This window comes from Agreia sp. Leaf283 (assembly GCF_001422485.1).
Taxonomy (GTDB): Bacteria; Actinomycetota; Actinomycetes; order Actinomycetales; family Microbacteriaceae; genus Agreia.
In genome coordinates this window covers 190,916-209,180 of the sequence record NZ_LMNF01000001.1, presented here as the reverse complement: position 1 = coordinate 209,180, position 18,265 = coordinate 190,916, and the positions used below count along the sequence as shown (strand labels likewise).

At 67.8% G+C, this 18,265-nt stretch carries 26 protein-coding genes; 12 read left to right on the top strand and 14 right to left on the bottom strand.

From position 1 onward, the window contains the following. Positions 1-18: 18 nt before the first annotated feature. A complete protein-coding gene (locus tag ASF51_RS00970) occupies positions 19-606 on the top strand; it encodes a DUF6328 family protein (protein ID WP_369797270.1) in 588 nt (195 codons plus the stop codon). Here ASF51_RS00970 and ASF51_RS00965 read toward each other — a convergent pair. From ASF51_RS00965 to ASF51_RS00955, 3 genes are all read right to left on the bottom strand, one after another. Further along, the gene (locus tag ASF51_RS00965; protein WP_055923947.1) at positions 564-1,724 is read right to left on the bottom strand and encodes a DNA alkylation repair protein; all 1,161 of its coding nucleotides are present in this window, start codon (positions 1,722-1,724) and stop codon (positions 564-566) included. The two genes, ASF51_RS00970 and ASF51_RS00965, sit on opposite strands and share 43 nt — an antisense overlap. A gap of 43 nt (positions 1,725-1,767) precedes the next feature. Further along, positions 1,768-2,073: an SHOCT domain-containing protein gene (locus tag ASF51_RS00960; RefSeq protein WP_162236911.1), complete on the bottom strand. Its 306-nt coding sequence runs from the start codon at positions 2,071-2,073 to the stop codon at positions 1,768-1,770. A gap of 81 nt (positions 2,074-2,154) precedes the next feature. After that, positions 2,155-2,511 (bottom strand): hypothetical protein, encoded by a 357-nt coding sequence (locus tag ASF51_RS00955; RefSeq protein WP_055923941.1) that lies wholly within the window; start codon positions 2,509-2,511, stop codon positions 2,155-2,157. A gap of 54 nt (positions 2,512-2,565) precedes the next feature. On the opposite strand from ASF51_RS00955, the gene ASF51_RS00950 reads away from it, so the two are divergent. Both ASF51_RS00950 and ASF51_RS00945 read left to right on the top strand, forming a co-directional pair. Continuing rightward, complete coding sequence (locus ASF51_RS00950) at positions 2,566-3,372, top strand: thymidylate synthase (protein WP_055923938.1); 807 nt, start codon at positions 2,566-2,568, stop codon at positions 3,370-3,372. Further along, positions 3,369-3,881, top strand: a complete 513-nt coding sequence (locus ASF51_RS00945; protein ID WP_055923935.1) for a dihydrofolate reductase — start codon at positions 3,369-3,371, stop codon at positions 3,879-3,881. The genes ASF51_RS00950 and ASF51_RS00945 overlap by 4 nt, the downstream gene beginning before the upstream one ends. A gap of 37 nt (positions 3,882-3,918) precedes the next feature. Here the strand turns inward: ASF51_RS00945 and ASF51_RS00940 are convergent, their stop codons facing one another. Next, positions 3,919-5,208: an MFS transporter gene (locus ASF51_RS00940; RefSeq protein ID WP_082479439.1), complete on the bottom strand. Its 1,290-nt coding sequence runs from the start codon at positions 5,206-5,208 to the stop codon at positions 3,919-3,921. Between the two features lie 65 nt (positions 5,209-5,273). On the opposite strand from ASF51_RS00940, the gene ASF51_RS00935 reads away from it, so the two are divergent. Together ASF51_RS00935 and ASF51_RS00930 are read left to right on the top strand one after the other, a co-directional pair. Continuing rightward, positions 5,274-6,386 (top strand): AI-2E family transporter, encoded by a 1,113-nt coding sequence (locus tag ASF51_RS00935; protein ID WP_055923932.1) that lies wholly within the window; start codon positions 5,274-5,276, stop codon positions 6,384-6,386. A gap of 118 nt (positions 6,387-6,504) precedes the next feature. After that, entirely contained in the window at positions 6,505-7,068 is a 564-nt protein-coding gene (locus tag ASF51_RS00930; protein ID WP_055923929.1) for a manganese efflux pump MntP family protein, read from the top strand. A gap of 24 nt (positions 7,069-7,092) precedes the next feature. Here the strand turns inward: ASF51_RS00930 and ASF51_RS00925 are convergent, their stop codons facing one another. Both ASF51_RS00925 and ASF51_RS00920 read right to left on the bottom strand, forming a co-directional pair. Next, positions 7,093-7,572, bottom strand: a complete 480-nt coding sequence (locus ASF51_RS00925; protein WP_055923926.1) for a PPOX class F420-dependent oxidoreductase — start codon at positions 7,570-7,572, stop codon at positions 7,093-7,095. A gap of 9 nt (positions 7,573-7,581) precedes the next feature. Continuing rightward, positions 7,582-8,139 carry a CGNR zinc finger domain-containing protein gene (locus ASF51_RS00920; protein ID WP_082479438.1) on the bottom strand — a complete coding sequence of 186 codons (558 nt, stop codon included), beginning with the start codon at positions 8,137-8,139 and terminating at the stop codon, positions 7,582-7,584. 72 nt (positions 8,140-8,211) lie between these two features. Between ASF51_RS00920 and ASF51_RS00915 the strand changes: the two genes are divergently transcribed. The 6 genes from ASF51_RS00915 to msrA all read left to right on the top strand — a co-directional run bounded on the left by ASF51_RS00915 (position 8,212) and on the right by msrA (position 11,868). Further along, positions 8,212-9,198, top strand: coding sequence for a DMT family transporter (locus tag ASF51_RS00915; RefSeq protein WP_082479437.1), 987 nt, complete (start codon positions 8,212-8,214; stop codon positions 9,196-9,198). Between the two features lie 18 nt (positions 9,199-9,216). Then, positions 9,217-9,789 (top strand): dihydrofolate reductase family protein, encoded by a 573-nt coding sequence (locus tag ASF51_RS00910; RefSeq protein WP_055923920.1) that lies wholly within the window; start codon positions 9,217-9,219, stop codon positions 9,787-9,789. A gap of 14 nt (positions 9,790-9,803) precedes the next feature. Then, a complete protein-coding gene (locus tag ASF51_RS00905; protein ID WP_055923917.1) occupies positions 9,804-10,241 on the top strand; it encodes an SRPBCC domain-containing protein in 438 nt (145 codons plus the stop codon). Further along, positions 10,241-10,741 carry a DNA alkylation repair protein gene (locus tag ASF51_RS00900; RefSeq protein ID WP_235497095.1) on the top strand — a complete coding sequence of 167 codons (501 nt, stop codon included), beginning with the start codon at positions 10,241-10,243 and terminating at the stop codon, positions 10,739-10,741. Before ASF51_RS00905 ends, ASF51_RS00900 begins: the two co-directional genes overlap by 1 nt. Positions 10,742-10,831: 90 nt before the next feature. Beyond that, complete coding sequence (gene msrB, locus ASF51_RS00895) at positions 10,832-11,353, top strand: peptide-methionine (R)-S-oxide reductase MsrB (RefSeq protein ID WP_055923914.1); 522 nt, start codon at positions 10,832-10,834, stop codon at positions 11,351-11,353. Then, positions 11,350-11,868, top strand: coding sequence for a peptide-methionine (S)-S-oxide reductase MsrA (gene msrA, locus ASF51_RS00890; protein ID WP_055923911.1), 519 nt, complete (start codon positions 11,350-11,352; stop codon positions 11,866-11,868). Before msrB ends, msrA begins: the two co-directional genes overlap by 4 nt. A 39-nt stretch (positions 11,869-11,907) precedes the next feature. Here the strand turns inward: msrA and ASF51_RS00885 are convergent, their stop codons facing one another. The 7 genes from ASF51_RS00885 to pgi form a co-directional block, all read right to left on the bottom strand. Beyond that, positions 11,908-12,534: a TMEM175 family protein gene (locus tag ASF51_RS00885; protein ID WP_255354413.1), complete on the bottom strand. Its 627-nt coding sequence runs from the start codon at positions 12,532-12,534 to the stop codon at positions 11,908-11,910. Positions 12,535-12,605: 71 nt separating this feature from the next. Then, entirely contained in the window at positions 12,606-12,935 is a 330-nt protein-coding gene (locus tag ASF51_RS00880; RefSeq protein WP_055923905.1) for a hypothetical protein, read from the bottom strand. A gap of 69 nt (positions 12,936-13,004) precedes the next feature. Beyond that, positions 13,005-13,622 (bottom strand): DUF1992 domain-containing protein, encoded by a 618-nt coding sequence (locus tag ASF51_RS00875; RefSeq protein ID WP_055923902.1) that lies wholly within the window; start codon positions 13,620-13,622, stop codon positions 13,005-13,007. A gap of 19 nt (positions 13,623-13,641) precedes the next feature. Beyond that, positions 13,642-14,154, bottom strand: a complete 513-nt coding sequence (locus tag ASF51_RS00870; RefSeq protein ID WP_055923899.1) for a hypothetical protein — start codon at positions 14,152-14,154, stop codon at positions 13,642-13,644. Positions 14,155-14,159: 5 nt separating this feature from the next. Continuing rightward, complete coding sequence (locus ASF51_RS00865) at positions 14,160-14,648, bottom strand: glutathione peroxidase (protein ID WP_055923896.1); 489 nt, start codon at positions 14,646-14,648, stop codon at positions 14,160-14,162. Between the two features lie 20 nt (positions 14,649-14,668). After that, a complete protein-coding gene (locus ASF51_RS00860) occupies positions 14,669-15,298 on the bottom strand; it encodes a dihydrofolate reductase family protein (RefSeq protein ID WP_055923893.1) in 630 nt (209 codons plus the stop codon). 31 nt (positions 15,299-15,329) lie between these two features. After that, positions 15,330-17,057, bottom strand: a complete 1,728-nt coding sequence (pgi, locus tag ASF51_RS00855; protein ID WP_055923890.1) for a glucose-6-phosphate isomerase — start codon at positions 17,055-17,057, stop codon at positions 15,330-15,332. Here pgi and ASF51_RS19295 point away from each other — a divergent pair. Continuing rightward, positions 16,996-17,898 carry a sigma-70 family RNA polymerase sigma factor gene (locus ASF51_RS19295; RefSeq protein ID WP_082479642.1) on the top strand — a complete coding sequence of 301 codons (903 nt, stop codon included), beginning with the start codon at positions 16,996-16,998 and terminating at the stop codon, positions 17,896-17,898. The genes pgi and ASF51_RS19295 overlap by 62 nt on opposite strands. Before the next feature lie 96 nt (positions 17,899-17,994). Here the strand turns inward: ASF51_RS19295 and ASF51_RS00845 are convergent, their stop codons facing one another. Beyond that, on the bottom strand, positions 17,995-18,261 hold the full coding sequence (locus tag ASF51_RS00845; RefSeq protein WP_055923884.1) for a hypothetical protein: 267 nt from the start codon (positions 18,259-18,261) through the stop codon (positions 17,995-17,997). Positions 18,262-18,265 lie beyond the last annotated feature (4 nt).

Here is an 18,265-nt window from a genome sequence, read left to right as displayed (position 1 = left end):
GCAGAACAAGGAGCGCACGTGAACGACATTCCCGGCAATGCGGCCGACCAGGACGCGGACCCTAACGACGGTCGAGACGAGACTCTCACCGAGAGGCTGGATCGCAACTGGGACGAGATCCTGCAGGAGCTGCGCGTCATTCAGACGGGAACCCAGATCCTCACCGGCTTTCTGCTGGCAGCGGTGTTCCAGAGCAGATTCTCCGACCTCGACGACTATCAGAGAACCGTCTACGCCTGCCTCGTGGTCGTCACCATCCTCACGACCGTGATGGGGCTGGCTCCGGTCAGCCTGCACCGCGTGCTCTTCCGTCAGCGGGCGAAGGCCACGATCGTGGCCTCGACCGACCGTCTTCTGCAGGTGACGATGGGCGGTGTGGCGATCACCCTGGCCGGCACCGCGATGCTCATCTTCGACTTCGTCTTCGGACGTGTCGGCGGTGTGCTCGCCGGTGCGGGCGTGCTCGCCGTCGTGTGCATGCTCTGGGTCGTGCTGCCGCGCGTGCTGCGGCGTCGCACCGCCGCCGCGGCCGCCGTCTCGCATCGCGTCGATCGGAGCGTCGATCAGCCCGTCGGCAGCTCGACCTCGAACGACCGGCGCGAGTAGCGGCGACCGTTGATCTGCAACTCGATCAGGTGCGTTCCCGCGTAGTGCACCCGGGTGGTCATCTGGTGGATCGCGTGTCTTTTCCTCAGTTCCACGGACTCTCCCGGCTCCAGGTCTCTGGTGGTGAGCTTGAACACCTTCTCGGCCAGCGCCCCGGAACTCTTGACGTAGGACACGACGTAGTCGACCGCGAGCCTCACACGTGACTCGGCGTCGTTGGTGACGCTGAAGGAGAAGTCGAGCGCTCCGGGAAGCACGACCGTGTCGTCGACGACCGAGATCTCGGAGGCCACGACGGAGGTGTCCGAGAAGCCCATGAGGGCGAGGGCTCCGGGGTCGGCCTTCTTCACCAGGGTGCGGAGCCCGTGCCGCACCACCCAGCGGGTGTTCTCGTCGGGCTCGCGCATCCATCGTTCTGCCGTCTGCACCACGAGGCCGGGGTTCTGCCGACTGAGATCGTTCAGGTGGTTGGCGACCGAGCGCCGCACGTACTCGCTCGGGTCGCGACGGAGCGCATCGAGGATCGGCACGGTCTTCTCGGGTCTCGCGGTGAGCTCGGCCACCCGAACCGCCCAGGGCAGGAACGCACGCGTGCCCTCGGTGGCCAGCCGACGAACGTGCTCGTCGTCGCTGAGGGTCCAGGGCAGGATGCGGTCGACGGCGCGGTCGAGGTCGGCCGCCAGGAACCGCCGGATCGCGAACTCGGAGCTGAGGCGGGGCGTCAGCTCGGAGAGCAGGTCGAGGCCGTCGTCGAAGGGATCGTTATCGAAGGGGCCGTCGTCGTGGGGCATGCCGCTCGACCAACACAGGAGTGCCGCCGAGGTGACGGCCTCCGACACGGGCCAGACCATCCATCCGGCGAGCGCGTTCTCGCGCAGTGCCCGACGAACGGTTTCGGCGAGACGACGGTAGTTCGCAGCGTGGTCGTCGTCGGCGCCCGAATTGTCGCGCAGAATGGCCGCCGCCACGACGTCGCTGCGTGCGCGCAACTGAAGGCCGTTTACTGCGTCGGCCGACTCCTCGACGGCGATCCAGTCGCGCGAGGAGTCGGCGTCGCGCAGCAGAGCCGTCAGGCGCACGACGGTGGTTCTATCGATCAGTTCGTTCATCACACCCATGCGGTCACGGTACTCGACAGGTGTGACAGGGAAGAATGCGCCGCTAGAGCTGCGTCAACAGGCGCGAGCGCGCGGTGTCGTACTCCTCGCTCGTGATGGTGCCGGCAGCGCGCAGCTGTTCGATCTTCTGCAGCCGCGCCTCCACCGTGGGCTGGGAGCTCAGCGCGTCGCTGTCGAGCAGCTTCGTCGCGATGTCTGTCTGGAGGGTCAACGGATTGTGGCCGGCCTTGCGAACGCGAGCCGCGTTCGTGACCGCGGAGACGATCACGAAAATCGCGACGACGACGACGATGCCGCCGATGACCCAGAAGATGATGGGGAAGAATCCGGACATGGTGCTCTCGGGCATGATGATTCCCTTCTCTCTGACTTCAACCCTGCCGTCGATCATCCCCGAACGGGGGGTTTACGGAGGGAACTCGGAGGAAGGTCAGGCGTCGATGATCGCGATGAAGCGTGAGCCTATGCCGTCGAGTTCACTGCGCTTGAGGCCCTCGGCGGGCAGGGGGATGTCGCCGATGCTGTGGTGATCGCACGTCAGGTAGGTGAAGTCGGGCCACCATTTCTTCGGCCTGACCGACTCCTCGAAGCCGCATACGTCGCACCTGAGCTGCACCCAGACGGCCTTCTTGCCGGTGCGGTTGGCTCGCGACTGGGCGAGCCAGGGCGGCGGGTTGTCGTTCAGCTCGTCGAGCTCGGCCTCGGAGATCTTGCCGGCGATGCCGTGCTTTCGAGCCATCTCCACAGAGATGTCGAGGCGGAGGGCGGCTTCTCGTCGAGTGATCATCGCTGTCCACGATAGTTCGTCCCACGCGGGCACCCGGTGGTTTAAGATCGCAGGGTGCCCACACTTCAGACTCCGTACGAAGATCTTCTGCGCCACACGCTCGAGACGGGGGCCGCGAAGTCCGACCGCACGGGCACGGGAACGACGAGTGTCTTCGGCGCCCAGCTGCGCTTCGACCTGAGCGAGGGCTTTCCGCTGATCACGACCAAGCGGGTGCACTTCAAGTCGATCGCCTACGAGCTGCTGTGGTTCCTGCGCGGCGAGAGCAACGTGGGCTGGCTGCGCGAGCACGGCGTCACGATCTGGGACGAATGGGCCGACGCCGACGGCGAGCTCGGCCCTGTCTACGGTGTGCAGTGGCGATCATGGCCCACGCCGTCGGGCGGCCACATCGACCAGATCGCACAGGTCATCGAGACGCTGAAGACCGATCCCGACTCGCGGCGCATCATCGTGTCGGCGTGGAACGTCGCCGAGATTCCCGAGATGGCCCTGGCTCCCTGCCATGCCCTCTTCCAGTTCTACGTCGCCGACGGCAAGCTGTCGTGCCAGCTCTACCAGCGCAGCGCCGACCTGTTCCTCGGTGTGCCGTTCAACATCGCGAGCTACGCGCTGCTGACCCACATGGTCGCCCAGCAGGCCGGCCTCGAGGTCGGCGACTTCGTCTGGACGGGCGGCGACTGCCACATCTACGACAACCACGTCGAGCAGGTCACCGAGCAGCTCACCCGCGAGCCCTACGCGCTTCCGACGCTGCGCATCACCCGCACGCCCGACAGCATCTTCGACTACCGCTACGACGACTTCGAGATCGTCGACTACGTGCACCACCCCGCGATCAAGGCGCCCGTCGCCGTATGAGCGTCGCCCTCGTCTGGGCCGAGGCGCGCGGCGGAGTCATCGGCGGCGACGGCACGATCCCGTGGCACCTGCCCGAAGACCTCGCGCATTTCAAGAAGGTCACTCTCGGGGGCACCGTCGTCATGGGGCGCCGCACCTGGCAGTCCCTCCCCGAGCGCTTCCGGCCCCTTCCCGGCCGGCGCAACGTCGTGCTCACCCGCGATCGCGATTTCGCCGCCGAGGGCGCCGAGGTCGCGCACTCGCTCGACGAGGTTCTGGATGCGACGGGTCGCGACGATCCGTCGGCTCCCGTCTGGGTCATCGGCGGCGGCGACATCTACGCGCAGGCCCTGCCCCGGGCATCCCGTCTCGAGGTCACCGAGGTCGACCTCGACGTGGCGGGCGACACCCGGGCGCCGGCCGTCGACCCCGCGGCCTGGGGCTCGACCGAGGCGACGGACTGGCTCGTCTCGCGCACGGGCATCCGCTACCGCTTCGTGAGCTACGCGCGCACCGCGCCGGTCGAGTAGCGAGGAACGAGCGTATCGAGGCCACCCTTCGACAAGCTCAGGGAACGCTGTGGCCGCTGTGCCAGTCGTCCTCGAGCACGCGGGGACGCGCGACCACCCGACCCGCCACGACGACGACCACAAGGGTGAGCAGCAGGAACACGAGGGGAGCGGTCCAGCCGCCGGAGAGCTCGTGCAGCACGCCGACGAGCAGCGGCCCGAGGGCGCCGAGCGCGTAGCCGATGCCCTGGGTGAATCCGCTGAGCGCGACGGTTCCCTCCGGCGTGCGGCTTCGGAGCCCCACGAGCACGAGCACGAGCGGGAACAGCAGGGGACCGGCTCCGGCCAGGGCCACCCACAGCCAGGGGAGGGCGGCCGGCGCGAGCAGCAGACCGCCGTAGCCGAGCACGTAGAACACCAGACCGAGCGCGATCAGCGGCCCGACGGAGCGCATGCGGCTCGCGAGAACCGGCACGAGGAGCGAGAACGGGATGCCCATGCCGGCGTAAAGCGACAGCAGCACGCCGGCCTGCGCGGGCGACACCCCGGCGAGATCGATGAGGATCTCGGGGAGCCACGCGAAGGCCGCATACACGTTGAGGCTGGTGGCGCCGAACAGCAGGCCCATCGACCAGGCCAACCGCGAGTGCCAGACCGAGCCGGCGACGGCCGACGAGACCTGCGGCAGCAGCTCGGCGTCGAGCCGCGAATCGGATGCCGCCGGTGCGGCCGCCGCCGTCGACCGGCGGTCGCGCATCCAGAGACCGAGCCACGGCACGATCGCGACCAGCGCCAGCACCGCCCACATCGAGACGCTGACACGCCAGCCGATGGAGTCGGCCACGGGCACGGCGACGAGCGGAGGGATCAGGCTGAAGAGCGCCATGATCGTGACGTAGACAGAGGTGAGCGCCCCGATCGACGCGGGGAAGTACTTCTTGACGATGGGCGGCAGGGCGACATTGGCCACGCCCATGCCGGCGAAGGTGAGCACGCTCGCCAGGGCGAGCACGGCGTAGTTGGGCGACAGTCCCCGCGCGAGATGACCGATCAGGATGGCGCACAGCGCCGCGATCAGCAGGGTCTCGAGGCGCAGGTGCCGTTTGAGAACGGGGGCCAGCAGTCCGAAGACCGCGAAGCAGAGGGGAGGGAGCGTTCCGAGCAGGCCTACTCCCACACTGTCGACGGGAACGTCGACGCTGATCTGGGAGAAGATCGGCGACAGGGCCGCCACGGCGGTGCGCAGATTGACCGCGACGAGAACGATGCCGACAAGGGCGAGCGCGCGACCGCCGGCCCGCGCCGACGAAGCCGAATCGCCGGTCGGGGGATGAGGGCGGTGCGGCACCGGGCAAGTATAGGTGCGCGCGTCCAGGGGGGTGCGCCGATCCGATCATTCCCTAGGGTGTCTGTATGACCGTTCCCTCCGGCGAGCCCACGACGACTCCCTCACTGCGATCCCTGCTGACCGACAAGATGGGTTCCCTGGCCATCCGCAGCGGCCAGATCCTCATCGTGCTCGCGCTGGCGGTGGTCGTCGTGTTCGCGCTAGTGCAGCTCAAGCTCGTGGTCATCCCCGTGCTGATCGCACTCATCATCGCGGCCGCCGCGTCGCCGATCATGCGCTTTTTGAAGAACCGCGGCATGTCGGCGATCCTGGCGACCTGGCTGACGCTGCTCGCCGGCATCGTCGTGATCGGCGGTCTGGTCACCCTCATCGTCTTCGCCGTGCGCGGCCAGTGGGACACGCTCGCGTCGTCGGCGAAGGACGGCCTCGACCAGCTGCAGAACTTCATCACCAACGGTCCGATCCCGGTCGACGCCGACCAGATCGAGTCCGCCAAGCAGGCCCTCATCGACTTCGCCACGAGCAGCCAGGCCGGATCGGGTGCCCTCGCCGGCGCATCCGTCGTCGGAGAGCTCGCCACGGGAGCGGCGCTGGCCGTCGTGATCCTGTTCTTCTTCCTCAAAGACGGGCCGGCTATCTGGGCCTTCTTCCTGCGGCCGTTCCGCGGCCACCGCAAGGCCCGTGGCGAGCGCATCGGCGCGACCGCCGTGCGGGTGCTCGGCGGCTACGTGCGCGGCACGGCCATCATCGCCTTCGTCGACGCGGCCGGTATCGGTATAGGCCTCGCGATCCTGGGCGTGCCCCTCGCCCTGCCTCTCGCCGTCATCGTCTTCGTCACGGCCTTCATCCCGATCGTCGGAGCGACCGCCGCCGGCGTGCTCGCCGCCCTGGTGGCCCTCGTGGCGAACGGGCCGGTCATCGCGCTGATCGTGATCATCATCGTGATCGCCGTGAACCAGCTCGAGGGCAACTTCCTGCAGCCCGTCGTGATGGCGCAGTCGCTCAAGCTGCACCCGCTCGTGATCCTCGTCGCCCTCACCGCCGGAACCATCCTCGGCGGCATCACGGGAGCGGTGCTCGCCGTGCCGATCGCCGCCGTCGGGTGGGCGATCATCAAGACCTGGAACGACGACGAGTCGCGCCCGCGTGCGGGTACGGGTGTCGACGCCGCAGCTTAGGCGGCCCGAAATCCCGTGAATCGGGGCTTTTCGGCCGGGCGGTGTGCGCGCGGCTGGCAGGCTGGAGATCTCAACGGCGAGCAGTTCTTTGCTCGTTCCGTGAAAGGTCTCCCCTCGCATGGCCCTCTGGTCACTCTTCCTCGTCGCGCTCGGAGTCTCGGCCGATGCCTTCGCCGTCGCCTTGGGCAAGGGCCTGCACATGCGCCGCTTCAACGTGCGCAACGCCCTCATCATCTCCGCCGCGTTCGGCCTGTTCCAGGCGGTCATGCCCGTGATCGGGTGGTTCCTCGGCACCCAGTTCGCCGCCTACATCACGGGCGTCGACCACTGGGTGGCCTTCGGGCTGCTCGCCCTCATCGGCGGCAAGATGCTCTGGGAGGCGTTCTCGAACCCCGAGGACAAGGAGGTCGACGACCGCCTGAAGATCAGGGAGCTGCTGGTGCTGTCGGTGGCCACGAGCGTCGACGCGCTCGCGGTGGGCCTGTCGTTCGCGTTCCTGTCGATCTCGATCGCCGAGACGGCCGTGCTCATCGGAGTGACGACGTTCGTGCTGACGTTCGCGGGCATCCTGATCGGTCATCGCGCGGGCGTGAAGTTCCGCCGCCCGGCCGAGATCGCCGGCGGGCTCATCCTGATCCTCATCGGCACCCGCATCCTGCTCGACCACCTCGGCGTGCTCTGACGGCGGCGCCGGGCGGTCTCGCGCTCATTCCCCGTCGAGTCGGGCGGCCACGTCGGCCGGAAATCCTCCGGTCGAGATCGGGCTCCACCTGGTGGGCGTGATGCGCAGCAACGACTTGTTCTGGATGGCCATGGCGGCCCGGTACTCCTGCCAGTCGGGGTGCTCGCCCGCGATGCTGCGGTAGTAGTCGACGAGGGCGTCGGCGGCCTCGGGCATGTGCAGCACCTCGGCGTCGCCGTCGACCTGGATCCACGCGTCGTTCCAGTCGTCGGAGAGCACGAGCACCGACGCGGCCGATCGCCGTTCTGCGTTGCGGGTCTTGGCCCGGCCGGGGTAGGTGGAGACGACGATGCGACCGAGCTCGTCGACGCCGCCCGAGACGGGCGACATCTGGGGCCGGCCGTCTGCGCGCGTCGTGGCGACGAGCATCCGGTGCCGGGGGCGCACGAAGGCGAGCATTCCGTCGCGGTCGACGGTGGTGTTGGTGGAGATGGTTCTGGCCATGCGCCAAGGCTAGGCGCTGTCGGCTGCCGCCCGCTCGCGGAACGCGATCATGTTCACCCGGTTGCCGCAGCGCACGCTGCAGAACCTCTTCGAGCCGTTGCGCGACAGGTCGGCGAAGATGCCCTCGCAGTGGGGTGCCCCGCACGAGCGCAGGCGCGTCATCTCATCGGTGCGGATCACGTCGACGAACGCCAGCGCCGCTTCGCTCAGGATGCGATCGGCCAGCGGCTCGTCGTCGGCCGACGCGTGCAGGTGCCAGTCGAAGGCGTCGTGTCGCACCAGCTGGGGGAGTGCTCGTGTCTGCCGCAGGATCTCGTTGACCTCGTCTGCCGCCGCCTCGCGTTTCAGGCTCCAGACGTGTCGCAGCCGGGCGCGTGCGCGGTGCACGTCGGCCAGCTCCCGCTCGTCGCGATCGAAGCGCCCGGTGTACCCGTGGGCGCTGAGAAGCTCGGTCAATCGGGCGGGAGTGGCGATCTCGTCGGTGCCGCTGCGAGACGCGGAGGCGACCGTATTGCCGAGCGCCACGATGAACGCCAGGATGTCTTCAGTGTCAGGGGCTAAATGCAAATTGACTCCTTACTCATTCTGAGACTAGCGTCTGGATCAGGGAGCATCAACAGCGGTTCGAAAGGGAATGCCATGCCACGGTCTCAGACCTCAGCCGGTCTCGTCATCGCTGTGATCGCGGCGGCCACGTTCGGCAGCTCCGGCGCCCTGGTCAAGCCGCTGCTCGAGGCCGGCTGGAGCCCAGCGGCGGCCGTCACGGTGCGCGCCCTCGTCGGCGGCATCGTGCTCTCGCCCGTTGCCATCGTGATGCTGCGCGGACGCTGGTCAGCGCTCTGGCGCTCGCGTGGTCGTGTGCTCGCCATGGCGCTCATCGGCGTGGCCGGCACCCAGCTGCTCTACTTCGCGGCGATCCAGCGCATCCCGGTCGGCACCGGCGTGCTCATCGAATACATGGCCCCGCTGCTGCTCGTCGCCTTCGCCTGGGCGCGCACGCGCCGGATGCCCAAGGCCGTGGTCCTGATCGGCTCGGTCGTCGCCCTGGTCGGCCTCGTCATGGTCGTGTCGCCCGGAGGCTCGGCGAGCTTCGATGCGCTCGGACTCGGCTTCGCGCTCGCGGCGATGGTGGGCTGCGCGGTCTACTACCTCGTCGCCGCACAACCGAGCGACGGCCTTCCTCCCGTCGCCCTCGCAGCCGCCGGGCTGGTCATCGGCGGGGTCGCGCTCGGAGCAGTCGGCCTGACCGGGCTCGTGCCGTTCACGGCGACCTTCGGCGACGTGGCCCTGTTCGGCGGAACGGCGCCCTGGTGGATCCCCCTGGCGATCGTCGGCGTCGTATCGACCGCGATCGCCTACGCCACGAGCATCACGGCCAGCGAGATGCTGGGCTCCCGGCTCGCCTCCTTCGTCGGTCTGCTCGAGGTCGTGGCCGCGACCTTCTACGCCTGGCTGCTGCTCGGCGAGCAGCTGACGATTCCGCAGCTGCTCGGGGGTGTGCTCATCCTCGTGGGCATCGGCTTCGTGAGGAGCGAGAAGACCGAACCGCCGCTCGACGCCCCGATCGAGCCCGCCTCGACGAAGCGCGGAACGCCTCGGAACGATCGGGTGCGGTTGCCCGAGTAGACGAGTAGTGTCCTGACCATGGCGAAGCTGCTGTATTTCGGGATCGGGTCGCTCGACGGCTACGTCTCCGACGAGAACGGTCGATTCGACTGGGCCGAGCCCGATCACGAGGTGCACGCCGCGGCCAACGAGGTCGCCCGGCCGATCGGCACCTACCTCTATGGCCGCCGCATGTACGACGTCATGTCGTTCTGGGCCTCGTCCGAAGCCGAGTCCGACCCCGAGCCGGTCATGCAGGACTACACGCGCATCTGGCGGGCGGCGGAGAAGGTCGTGTTCTCGACGACGCTCGCCGAGGCATCCACCGACCGCACCCGTATCGAGCGCTCGTTCGACGCCCGCTCGATCGCGGAACTGAAGCGCACGGCCGCCGCCGACATCAGCATCGGCGGAGCGCACCTCGCCGCGCAGGCGATCGCCGCCGGGCTCGTCGACGAGTACATCTTCTTCGCCTATCCCGTGGTCGTGGGCGGCGGCACTCCCTTCTTCCCGCGCGCAGTGCACCTCGACCTCGACCTCGTCGATGTGCACCGGTTCGGCAACGGAGCAATCTCGATGCGCTACCGTTCACTGCACACACACCAGCACTGACGAGGAGTACGACCATGGCAGAACTCACCATCACCCGCTCGTTCGCCGCGCCTCGCGAGGCCGTCTTCGACGCCTGGACGAACCCGGAGAAGTTCGCCGTGTGGTTCGGCACCGATGGTGTCGACGTTCCCGCCGAGACCCTGTCGATGGATGTGCGCCCGGGCGGATCGTGGAAGGCCGTGATGAAGCTGCCCGACGACACGTCGATCAGTTGGATCGGAGAGTACCTCGAGGTCGATGCGCCGTCTCACCTCGTGATGACCATCACCGACAATCCCGCGCTCGATGCGCGCGGCGTGATCACGGTCGATCTCGCCGAGGTCGGCGGCGGCACCGAGATGATCATGTCGCAGGAGTCCCCGGGTTTCGACCAGGGCCAGCTCGACCAGACCGCCATCGGATACAACGCGTTCTTCGATGTGATGGGCACCCTGGTCGCCGAGAGCGAGTAGTGGCGTCGCAGCACCTGCGCGATGCCGCCGACGCGATCGACGAGGCGCTGCAGTACGAGTCGTCGTGGCAGCGCGCCGAGGATCACCGCGCCCGCTTCGGCGACGGAATCGAGTACTACGGTGCGTCGGTCGGCGCCATCCGGGCGACCCTTCGCGACACCCTGAGGCGGTATCCCGCGCTCGTACACGACGACATCACGGCTCTGAGCTCGCTGCTCTGGTCCACTCCCGTGTATGAGCGCCGCCTGGCTGCGATCATCCTGCTGCAGGGCAATCTGTCGGTGCTCGTGGCCTCCGACCTCACGAGGCTCGAGGGGTTCCTGCGGTCGAGCATCCTCCCCGACATCGCCGAAGGGCTCGCACACGACGTGATCGGGCCGCTCGTGCGGTCTCTCGACGCTCGGGATCGACCCCGCGCAGACACCGTCGTCGCCCGCTGGGCGCGAGGTGACGAGCCGCTCCTGAGCAGGGCGGCGGCCGTTGTGGATGCCCGTTCCTGAGTGTTTGCCGACACCGGAACATCCGGTGGTGCACGCCTGTTCTACCTGATAGTCGCGGCAGCCAGCTGCGCACCATACGAGGAGACGACAGTGTCAGCCCAGTACAGCAAGACCCCCGAGGCCATAGCCCGCCTCTCCCGCCAGCAGCGCCGCGTCACGCAGGACGACGCTACCGAGCCCGCGTTCCAGAACGAGTTCTGGGACAAGAAGGACGCGGGGCTCTACGTCGACGTCGTGTCGGGTGAGCCGCTCTTCGCATCGACAGACAAGTACGACAGCCGATCCGGCTGGCCCAGCTTCACCGTTCCGATCGACCCCGCCAACATCGTGGTCAAGACCGACAAGGCCTTCGGCATGGTGCGCACCGAGGTGCGCTCCGCCCACGGCGACAGCCACCTGGGTCATGTCTTCGACGACGGGCCGGCCGAGGCGGGAGGGCTGCGTTACTGCATCAACTCCGCGTCGTTGCGTTTCATCCCTGAGGCGGACCTCGAGAAGGAGGGCTACGGTGATTACCGGAGCCTGTTTTCGACATCATCGACGCTGAGTACATCGACGACGAGCACGACGACCACCACTGCATCCACGAGCACCGAGGAGATCTCACGATGACCACGACAACCGAAACCGCAATCCTGGCCGGCGGATGCTTCTGGGGCGTCCAGGACCTGATCCGCAAGCGCCCGGGAGTGATCTCGAGCCGCACCGGCTATTCGGGCGGCAACACCCCGAACGCCACCTACCGCAACCACGGCTCCCACGCCGAGGCGCTCGAGATCGTCTTCGACCCCTCGCAGATCAGCTACCGCGACCTGCTCGAGTTCTTCTTCCAGATCCACGACCCGTCGACCAAGAACCGCCAGGGCAACGATGTGGGCGAGAGCTACCGCTCGGCGATCTTCTACACCTCCGACGAGCAGAAGCAGGTCGCTCTCGACACGATCGCCGATGTCGACGCATCCGGTCTCTGGCCCGCGAAGGTCGTCACCGAGGTCGAGCCCGCGGGCGCGTTCTGGGAGGCCGAGGAGGAGCACCAGGACTACCTCGAGAAGTACCCGAACGGCTACACCTGCCACTACGTGCGTCCGGGCTGGAAGCTCCCGCGCCGTGAGCAGTCGGTGGCCTGAGCACTGACCTCGAGTTGAACCCGCGCCGGGTTCGCCGCGTCATCGACGCGGCGGACCCGGCGTTCTCGTTCTCGGGTGGATGCGTCGCGCGACGAGCCCGTCGAACGCGAGCAGCAGCAGTGCCCACGGCCCGATGACGGGCACGAGCACGGCGAGAATCAGGGCGACGGCCATCGTGATCGCCGTCACGACGTCGCCCTTGAGCTTCGCAGCGCCCCGATTCTGCGGAGACTGCAGTGCGGGCGTGCGGGTGACGTGCCACTGCATCGCCAGGGCGGCCAGGCAGGTCACGAGCATGTTGCCGATGTAGACGCCTGTCGTGGCGGGATCCCGGCTGTCGGACGTGCCGATCAGGCTGGTCGTGAACGGCAGCAGCACGATCGAGACGAGCCAGACGGCGTTCGCCCAGAAGAGCGGCGAGTCGAAGGTGACGAGCTCTCGCATGATGTCGTGGTGATTGAGCCAGAACCGGCAGATGACGAGAAAACTGAGAAGCAGAAGCAGAATCTGGCTGCCGCTCGATGCGACGATCTCGCCGAGCGACGGAGCACCGCCCTGTGTGGCATTCTCGGCGAGCGGCAGAACGAGCAGCGTGGCGGCGATCGCCACGACGGCGTCGCTGAAGGTGACAAGCCGGGCGAGGTCTCCCCGCGTCTGCTCAGCCAGGATGCACCTCGACCGGCACGATGAGGGCGATCAGTTGCGGCGACATGCACTGAACTGTAGCCGCACGCCTCTCAGTACTCGAACTCGAAGTCCGGGTAGGCCGCGGCGTCGTTGGACAGCGCCATGATCGGTCGATGCAGTCCGTCGATGCGTGCGCGCAGATCACTGACGACCGCGGGGTCGTCGAGATCGCGGTGGGTCACGCCTGCGGGAGTGCAGAAGATCTGGGTGGTCGGCCCCAGCAGCAGGTTCGACTCGTCGACCTCGCCGTTCACCAGCACGGGCACGGTGATCAGGTCGGACCTGCCCGACCTCACCAGCGCGAGGGCATAGTCGAAGACGGCGGTACAGACCTCGTAGCCGACGATCAGGGTGCCGCCCCCATAGTGAAGCTCTCTCATGTGTCCACTCTCGTGTGCCCGGCGTTGCCGGTGCAATGGGGTTGCACGGGCCGATGCCCGTGACTAAGGTCAGCCTAAATTATTCTCTTGGTGTGACCGAGTGCGGCGCAGTCTTCGCCGGTCTCGCCAGCTCATCGCCCGGTATTCCGCCTCCTCGCGCTGCCGAGCCTCCGCGTATTGCCGGTAGCGCGCATCCCGCCGTTCGCGCCAGCGCAGCACCTCGGCGTCGACATCGCGCGGACGCGTGACGACCGGCGGCCCGCCCTGCAGCTGCCGCCGGGCCTCGATGATGCGCGCGTTGAAGTCGGTGAGCATGCCGCGCACGGCCTCCTCCGATGGGGCGGCATCGAGGCGCTCGTCGAGCTCGGCATCCTCCGTTCGGAGGGTCAGCGCCGGCGGACCCAGTCCGGTCAGACGCTCCCGCTCGATCTTCTGCCTGATCCACCAGTTCGGGTCGTAGGCGTTCTGCAGGCCCGTCAGAGGCTTGCCCGCGCCGGGCAGATCGTCGAAGTCGCCCCGGCGCATGGCCTGCTGGATCGAGATCTCGACGATCTGCGCCCGCTGCTCCATGGTCGGCTGTCCGGCGTCGGCCGCATCGTCGTCGCGTTCGCTCTCGGGCGTGAGCTTGTCGACCTGATACCGGGCGACGTTCAGCCGCGAGTCACGAGGTTCCGTGGGACCACCCATGCATCAAGCCTACGAGTGCTCAGCCGTGCGCCAGCAGTTCGAGGCCGACCACCGCTGCGCCGACGGCGAACTCCGCTCCCAGCACGATGAGGCGTTGCCACCAGGCCAGTTTCACGCGGCGCACGGCGAGAAAGCCGATGGCGATCAGCGAGATCGTGAGGGCGATGGTGGATGCGCGCAGGGCCGCGTCGACGCTCCAGGCATCGAGAGCGGCGAACCCGATGAAGATGAGGGGGAGCACGACCGTGGCGAAGGCTCCGAAGCTCACCGCGGCCATGCGTCGGATCTCCGCCGCTGTCGGCACGGTCGCGTGCACCGCGAGGTGGGAGACGACGTCGGCCACGAAGACCGCGAGCAGGGTGCCGATCACCGTGATGCTCAGGGTCGATGCCGCTTCGCCAGCACTGAGCTCGTCTGTGGAGTGCGACTGCATCGCCAGCACCACCGCGAGGCTGGTGAAGGTGACGTAGACGCGTTCCTTCAGCGCCTCCGCGCGGTGCTCCGGGGCGACGGTCGCCGGATCGCTCCGCACCGCGGCTACTGCGACGGGGTGGGCAGCGACGATTCGATCAGCCCGATGATGGCGGGGTCGTCGGGCTCCGTGCGCGGGCTGAACCGGTGCACCGCGCCGTCGGGGGTGACCACGAACTTCTCGAAGTTCCAGCTGATGCGCCCCTTCTTGCCGTCGACGTCGGGCGTCTTGGTGAGCTCCTTGTAGAGCGGGTGGGCGTTGCGGCCGTTGACCCGGATCTTCTCGAAGATGGGGAAGGTGATGCCCCACGTCGTCGAGCAGTACTCCTGAATAGCCTCGTCGCTCGAGAGCTCCTGGAGGAACTGGTTGCTGGGGAAGCCGAGCACGGTGAAGCCCTGGTCTCCGTAGGTCTTCTGCAGCGTCTCGAGCTTCTCGTACTGCGGGGCGAGGCCGCAGCGAGAAGCGACGTTGACGATCAGCCTCACGCCGTCGTAGGCGCCGAGGGTGGTCTCTTCACCGGTCGTCGTGGTGATGGGAATGTCGTCGAGGTTCATGTTGTCAGCCTACGACTCCTTCATGTCATATCGCCCGTGGCGGGCACCTCGCCCGTCGGGCCGTATCGGAGGAGGAGCGTTCCCTCCCTGGAGACCGTCGACGACGAGAGAGGCTCGAGTCTCATGGCCGGGCCGTCGGCCGGGAAGAGGCGTTTGCCCGCGCCGAGCACGATCGGATAGACCCACAGGTTGAGCTGGTCGAAGAGGCCCTCGGCCACCAGGGTGCGAGCGAGGTCGATGCTGCCGATCACGTGCACCTCGCGGTGGCGCTCGCGGAGTGCGTCGATCTCGGACGCCAGATCGGGGCCGAGCAGGTGCGAGTCCCGCCACGGCAGTTCCGGCTCCCCCCGCGAGGCCACGTACTTCGGGATGGCATCGAAGGCGGCCGCGATCTCGTTCTCGACACCGCCATCGCCGACGAGCTGGTTCGGCCAGTACGCGGCGAAGATGTCGTAGGTGCGCCGACCCAGCAGGAGCGCATCCATGCGCCGGATGCCCTCGATCACCTGCTCGCCCACGGCCTCGTCGTTCATCGGCGCCTGCCACCCGCCGAAGCCGAAACCACCGGACGGGTCCTCCTCGGGCCCGCCCGGGGCCTGCATAACGCCGTCGAGCGTGCTGAACAGATCGATCTCGATGCGACCGGCCATGGTGGGCTCTCCTTACGCTCCTAGCTGCGCACTACTTGCGCAGCTCCAGGTACTTCGCGATGAGCGACTTGCTCGACGAGTCCTGAGTCTCGAGGGCGGCCGCATCTCCGGCGACGGCGGGCGTGATCTGCAGCGCCAGCTGCTTGCCGAGCTCGACACCCCACTGATCGAACGAGTCGATGCCCCAGACGGTGCCCTCGACGAAGACGATGTGCTCGTAGAGAGCGATGAGCTGGCCCACCACGCTCGGCGTGAGCGCGGGCGCGAGGATCGACGTCGTCGGCCGGTTCCCGGCGAACTCGCGTGCGGGAACGACGGACTCCTTCGTGCCCTCGGCGCGCACCTCGTCGGCCGTCTTGCCGAAGGCGAGGGCCTTGGTCTGCGCGAAGAAGTTGGCCATGAACAGCGTGTGCACATCCTGCCCCGGCTCGACGCCTGCGCCGTCGCCCGTCGCGTCTTTCAAGGGATGCGCGGGGTTGGCCACCGCGATGAAATCGGCGGGGATGAGACGGGTGCCCTGGTGGATGAGCTGGTAGAACGCGTGCTGGCCGTTCGTGCCCGGCTCGCCCCAGAAGATCTCGCCGGTGTCCGTCGTCACGGGCGAGCCGTCCCAGCGCACGCTCTTGCCGTTGGACTCCATCGTGAGCTGCTGCAGGTAGGCCGCGAAGCGGTGCAGGTACTGGGCGTAGGGCAGCACGGCGTGGCTCTGGGCACCGAGGAAGTTCGTGTACCAGACGTTCAACAGGCCCATCAGCACGGGCACGTTCTGCTCGAGGGGGGCCGTGCGCATGTGCTCGTCGACCGCGTGGAATCCGGCGAGGAACTCGCGCCAGTTGTCGGGTCCGATCGCGATGACGACGGAGGTGCCGATGGCGGAGTCGACCGAGTAGCGGCCACCCACCCAGTCCCAGAAGCCGAAGGCGTTCTCGGGATCGATGCCGAATGCGGCGACCTTGTCGAGCGCGGTCGACACGGCGACGAAGTGCTTGGCCACAGCGTCGGTGCGCGCCTCGTCGGTGTCCTCCAGAACGCCGGCAGCGCCCAGCTGAGCCCAGAGCCACTCGCGGGCGAGGCGCGCGTTGGTGAGCGTCTCGAGGGTGCCGAAGGTCTTGGACGCGACGATGAAGAGGGTGGTCTCGGGGTCGAGTCCGACCGTCTTCTCGTAGACGTCGTTGGGGTCGATGTTCGACACGAATCGGGCCTCGATGCCCTGCTGCACGTAGGGCTTCAGTGCCTCGTAGACCATCACGGGACCGAGGTCGGATCCGCCGATGCCGATGTTGACCACGGTCTCGATGCGCTTGCCCGTGACGCCGGTCCACTCGCCAGAGCGCACCTTGTCGGCGAACGCGTACACCTTGTCGAGGGTGGCGTGCACGTCGGCGTCGACGTCCTGCCCGTCGACGATGAAGCCCGCGGGCGGAACGAGGCCCTCGCCGTTCTTCGGCCGACGCAGTGCCGTGTGCAGAACCGCGCGGTCTTCGGTGACGTTGATGTGCTCGCCGGCGATCATGGCCTGGTAGCGGCCGGCCACGTCGACGTCTGTCGCGAGCTGCAGCAGGTTCGAGAGGATCTCCTCGGTGACGAGGCCCTTCGAGAGATCGACGGTGAGGTCTGCCGCCTGGAAGGTGTAACGCTCGGCGCGGCCGGCGTCGGCGTCGAACCAGGCTCGGAGATCAGGTGCGAAGCCATCGGCGATGGCGGCGAGGTTCTTCCAGGCGTCTGTCGTGGTGGGATCGACGGGAGCGGATTCGGTCAAGGGGTTCTCCGTAAGTGCCGGTGGCGCGCGGCCCGCGACTCTCGCAGCGGTGCGAGGCGAGCCACGGACAAGCCTATTCCTGTGGGGGTGCCCATGCGACGCCCCATTCCGACGCATGCGCGTGCGTCGGAAAGAACCCCTCGCTTTGGGGGCACCAGCGCGGCAATCGTCGCATGGGCCGAGTCCGAACAATGCGTATACATATTGTTCGACGCCTGGAGTCTGCATGCTCGCCACGATCTCAGCACCCCGTCCGCCTCGCTCTGCCGATCACGTCGAGCGAGTGCCCCTTGCGGGGCTGCAGTCGGATTCGGATCGTGTCCTGATCATCCGAGCGGCTTCCGGCGATGATCGGGCCTTCGGTGTGATCATGCGTCGGTACACGACGCTCCTCAACGTCGTCGCGTATCGGGTTCTCGGGGGCACCGCCGATGTGGATGATGTCGTGCAGGAGACATTCCTCGCCGCCTGGACCCATGCCGACAACGTCATCGACGGCGATACGATCGCGGCCTGGCTGATCACGACCGTTCGTCGCCGCTGCTACGACCGGCTGCGATCAGCCGCGCTACGCAGCCGGGCCGATCTCGACGACGATCACAGGGCATCCGATGACCACGGCCCGGATGCCGTCGCCGACCGGCGAGCGTTCGTCGCCGACGCTCGGCGCGTTCTCGACCTGATGACCGACGTGCAGCGACGGTGCTGGGAGCTTCGGCAGATCGACCGCCTGAGCTACGCGGCGATCGGCATCGAGTTGGGTATCCCCGCCACGACCGTGCGCGGGATGCTGGTTCGCACCCGGGCCCTGCTGGCGGGGGAGCTGTCGGGCTGGCGCTGAGATTTGGTCGAGCGCGCCGTCAGCGAGCGAGCGCTCGTTCGACGACGGCGCGCCTGCCCGCTGAGGGCGCGCTGACGCTGGATCAGCGCACTCGGGTCATGGTGCTTCGGGAGTCAAGGTCAGGCTCACCGTGGGACGGCTCGGCGCCGGCTGGTCGGCGACGACGTCATCCAGCGTCAGGATGCCGTACCCCTCGACCGCGCGGGACTCACCCGTGGTCATCGTGACGGCGATGTCGCCGGTGGGCAGCCGCAACAGCAGGCGGGCCTTCGACACGCCGGCCCGTGTCGCGGCATCGATGATGCCGATCGTCAGCTCGTCGATGGTCGGCTGTGAGCCCTGTTCGGCGGTGATCGTGCTCATGTCT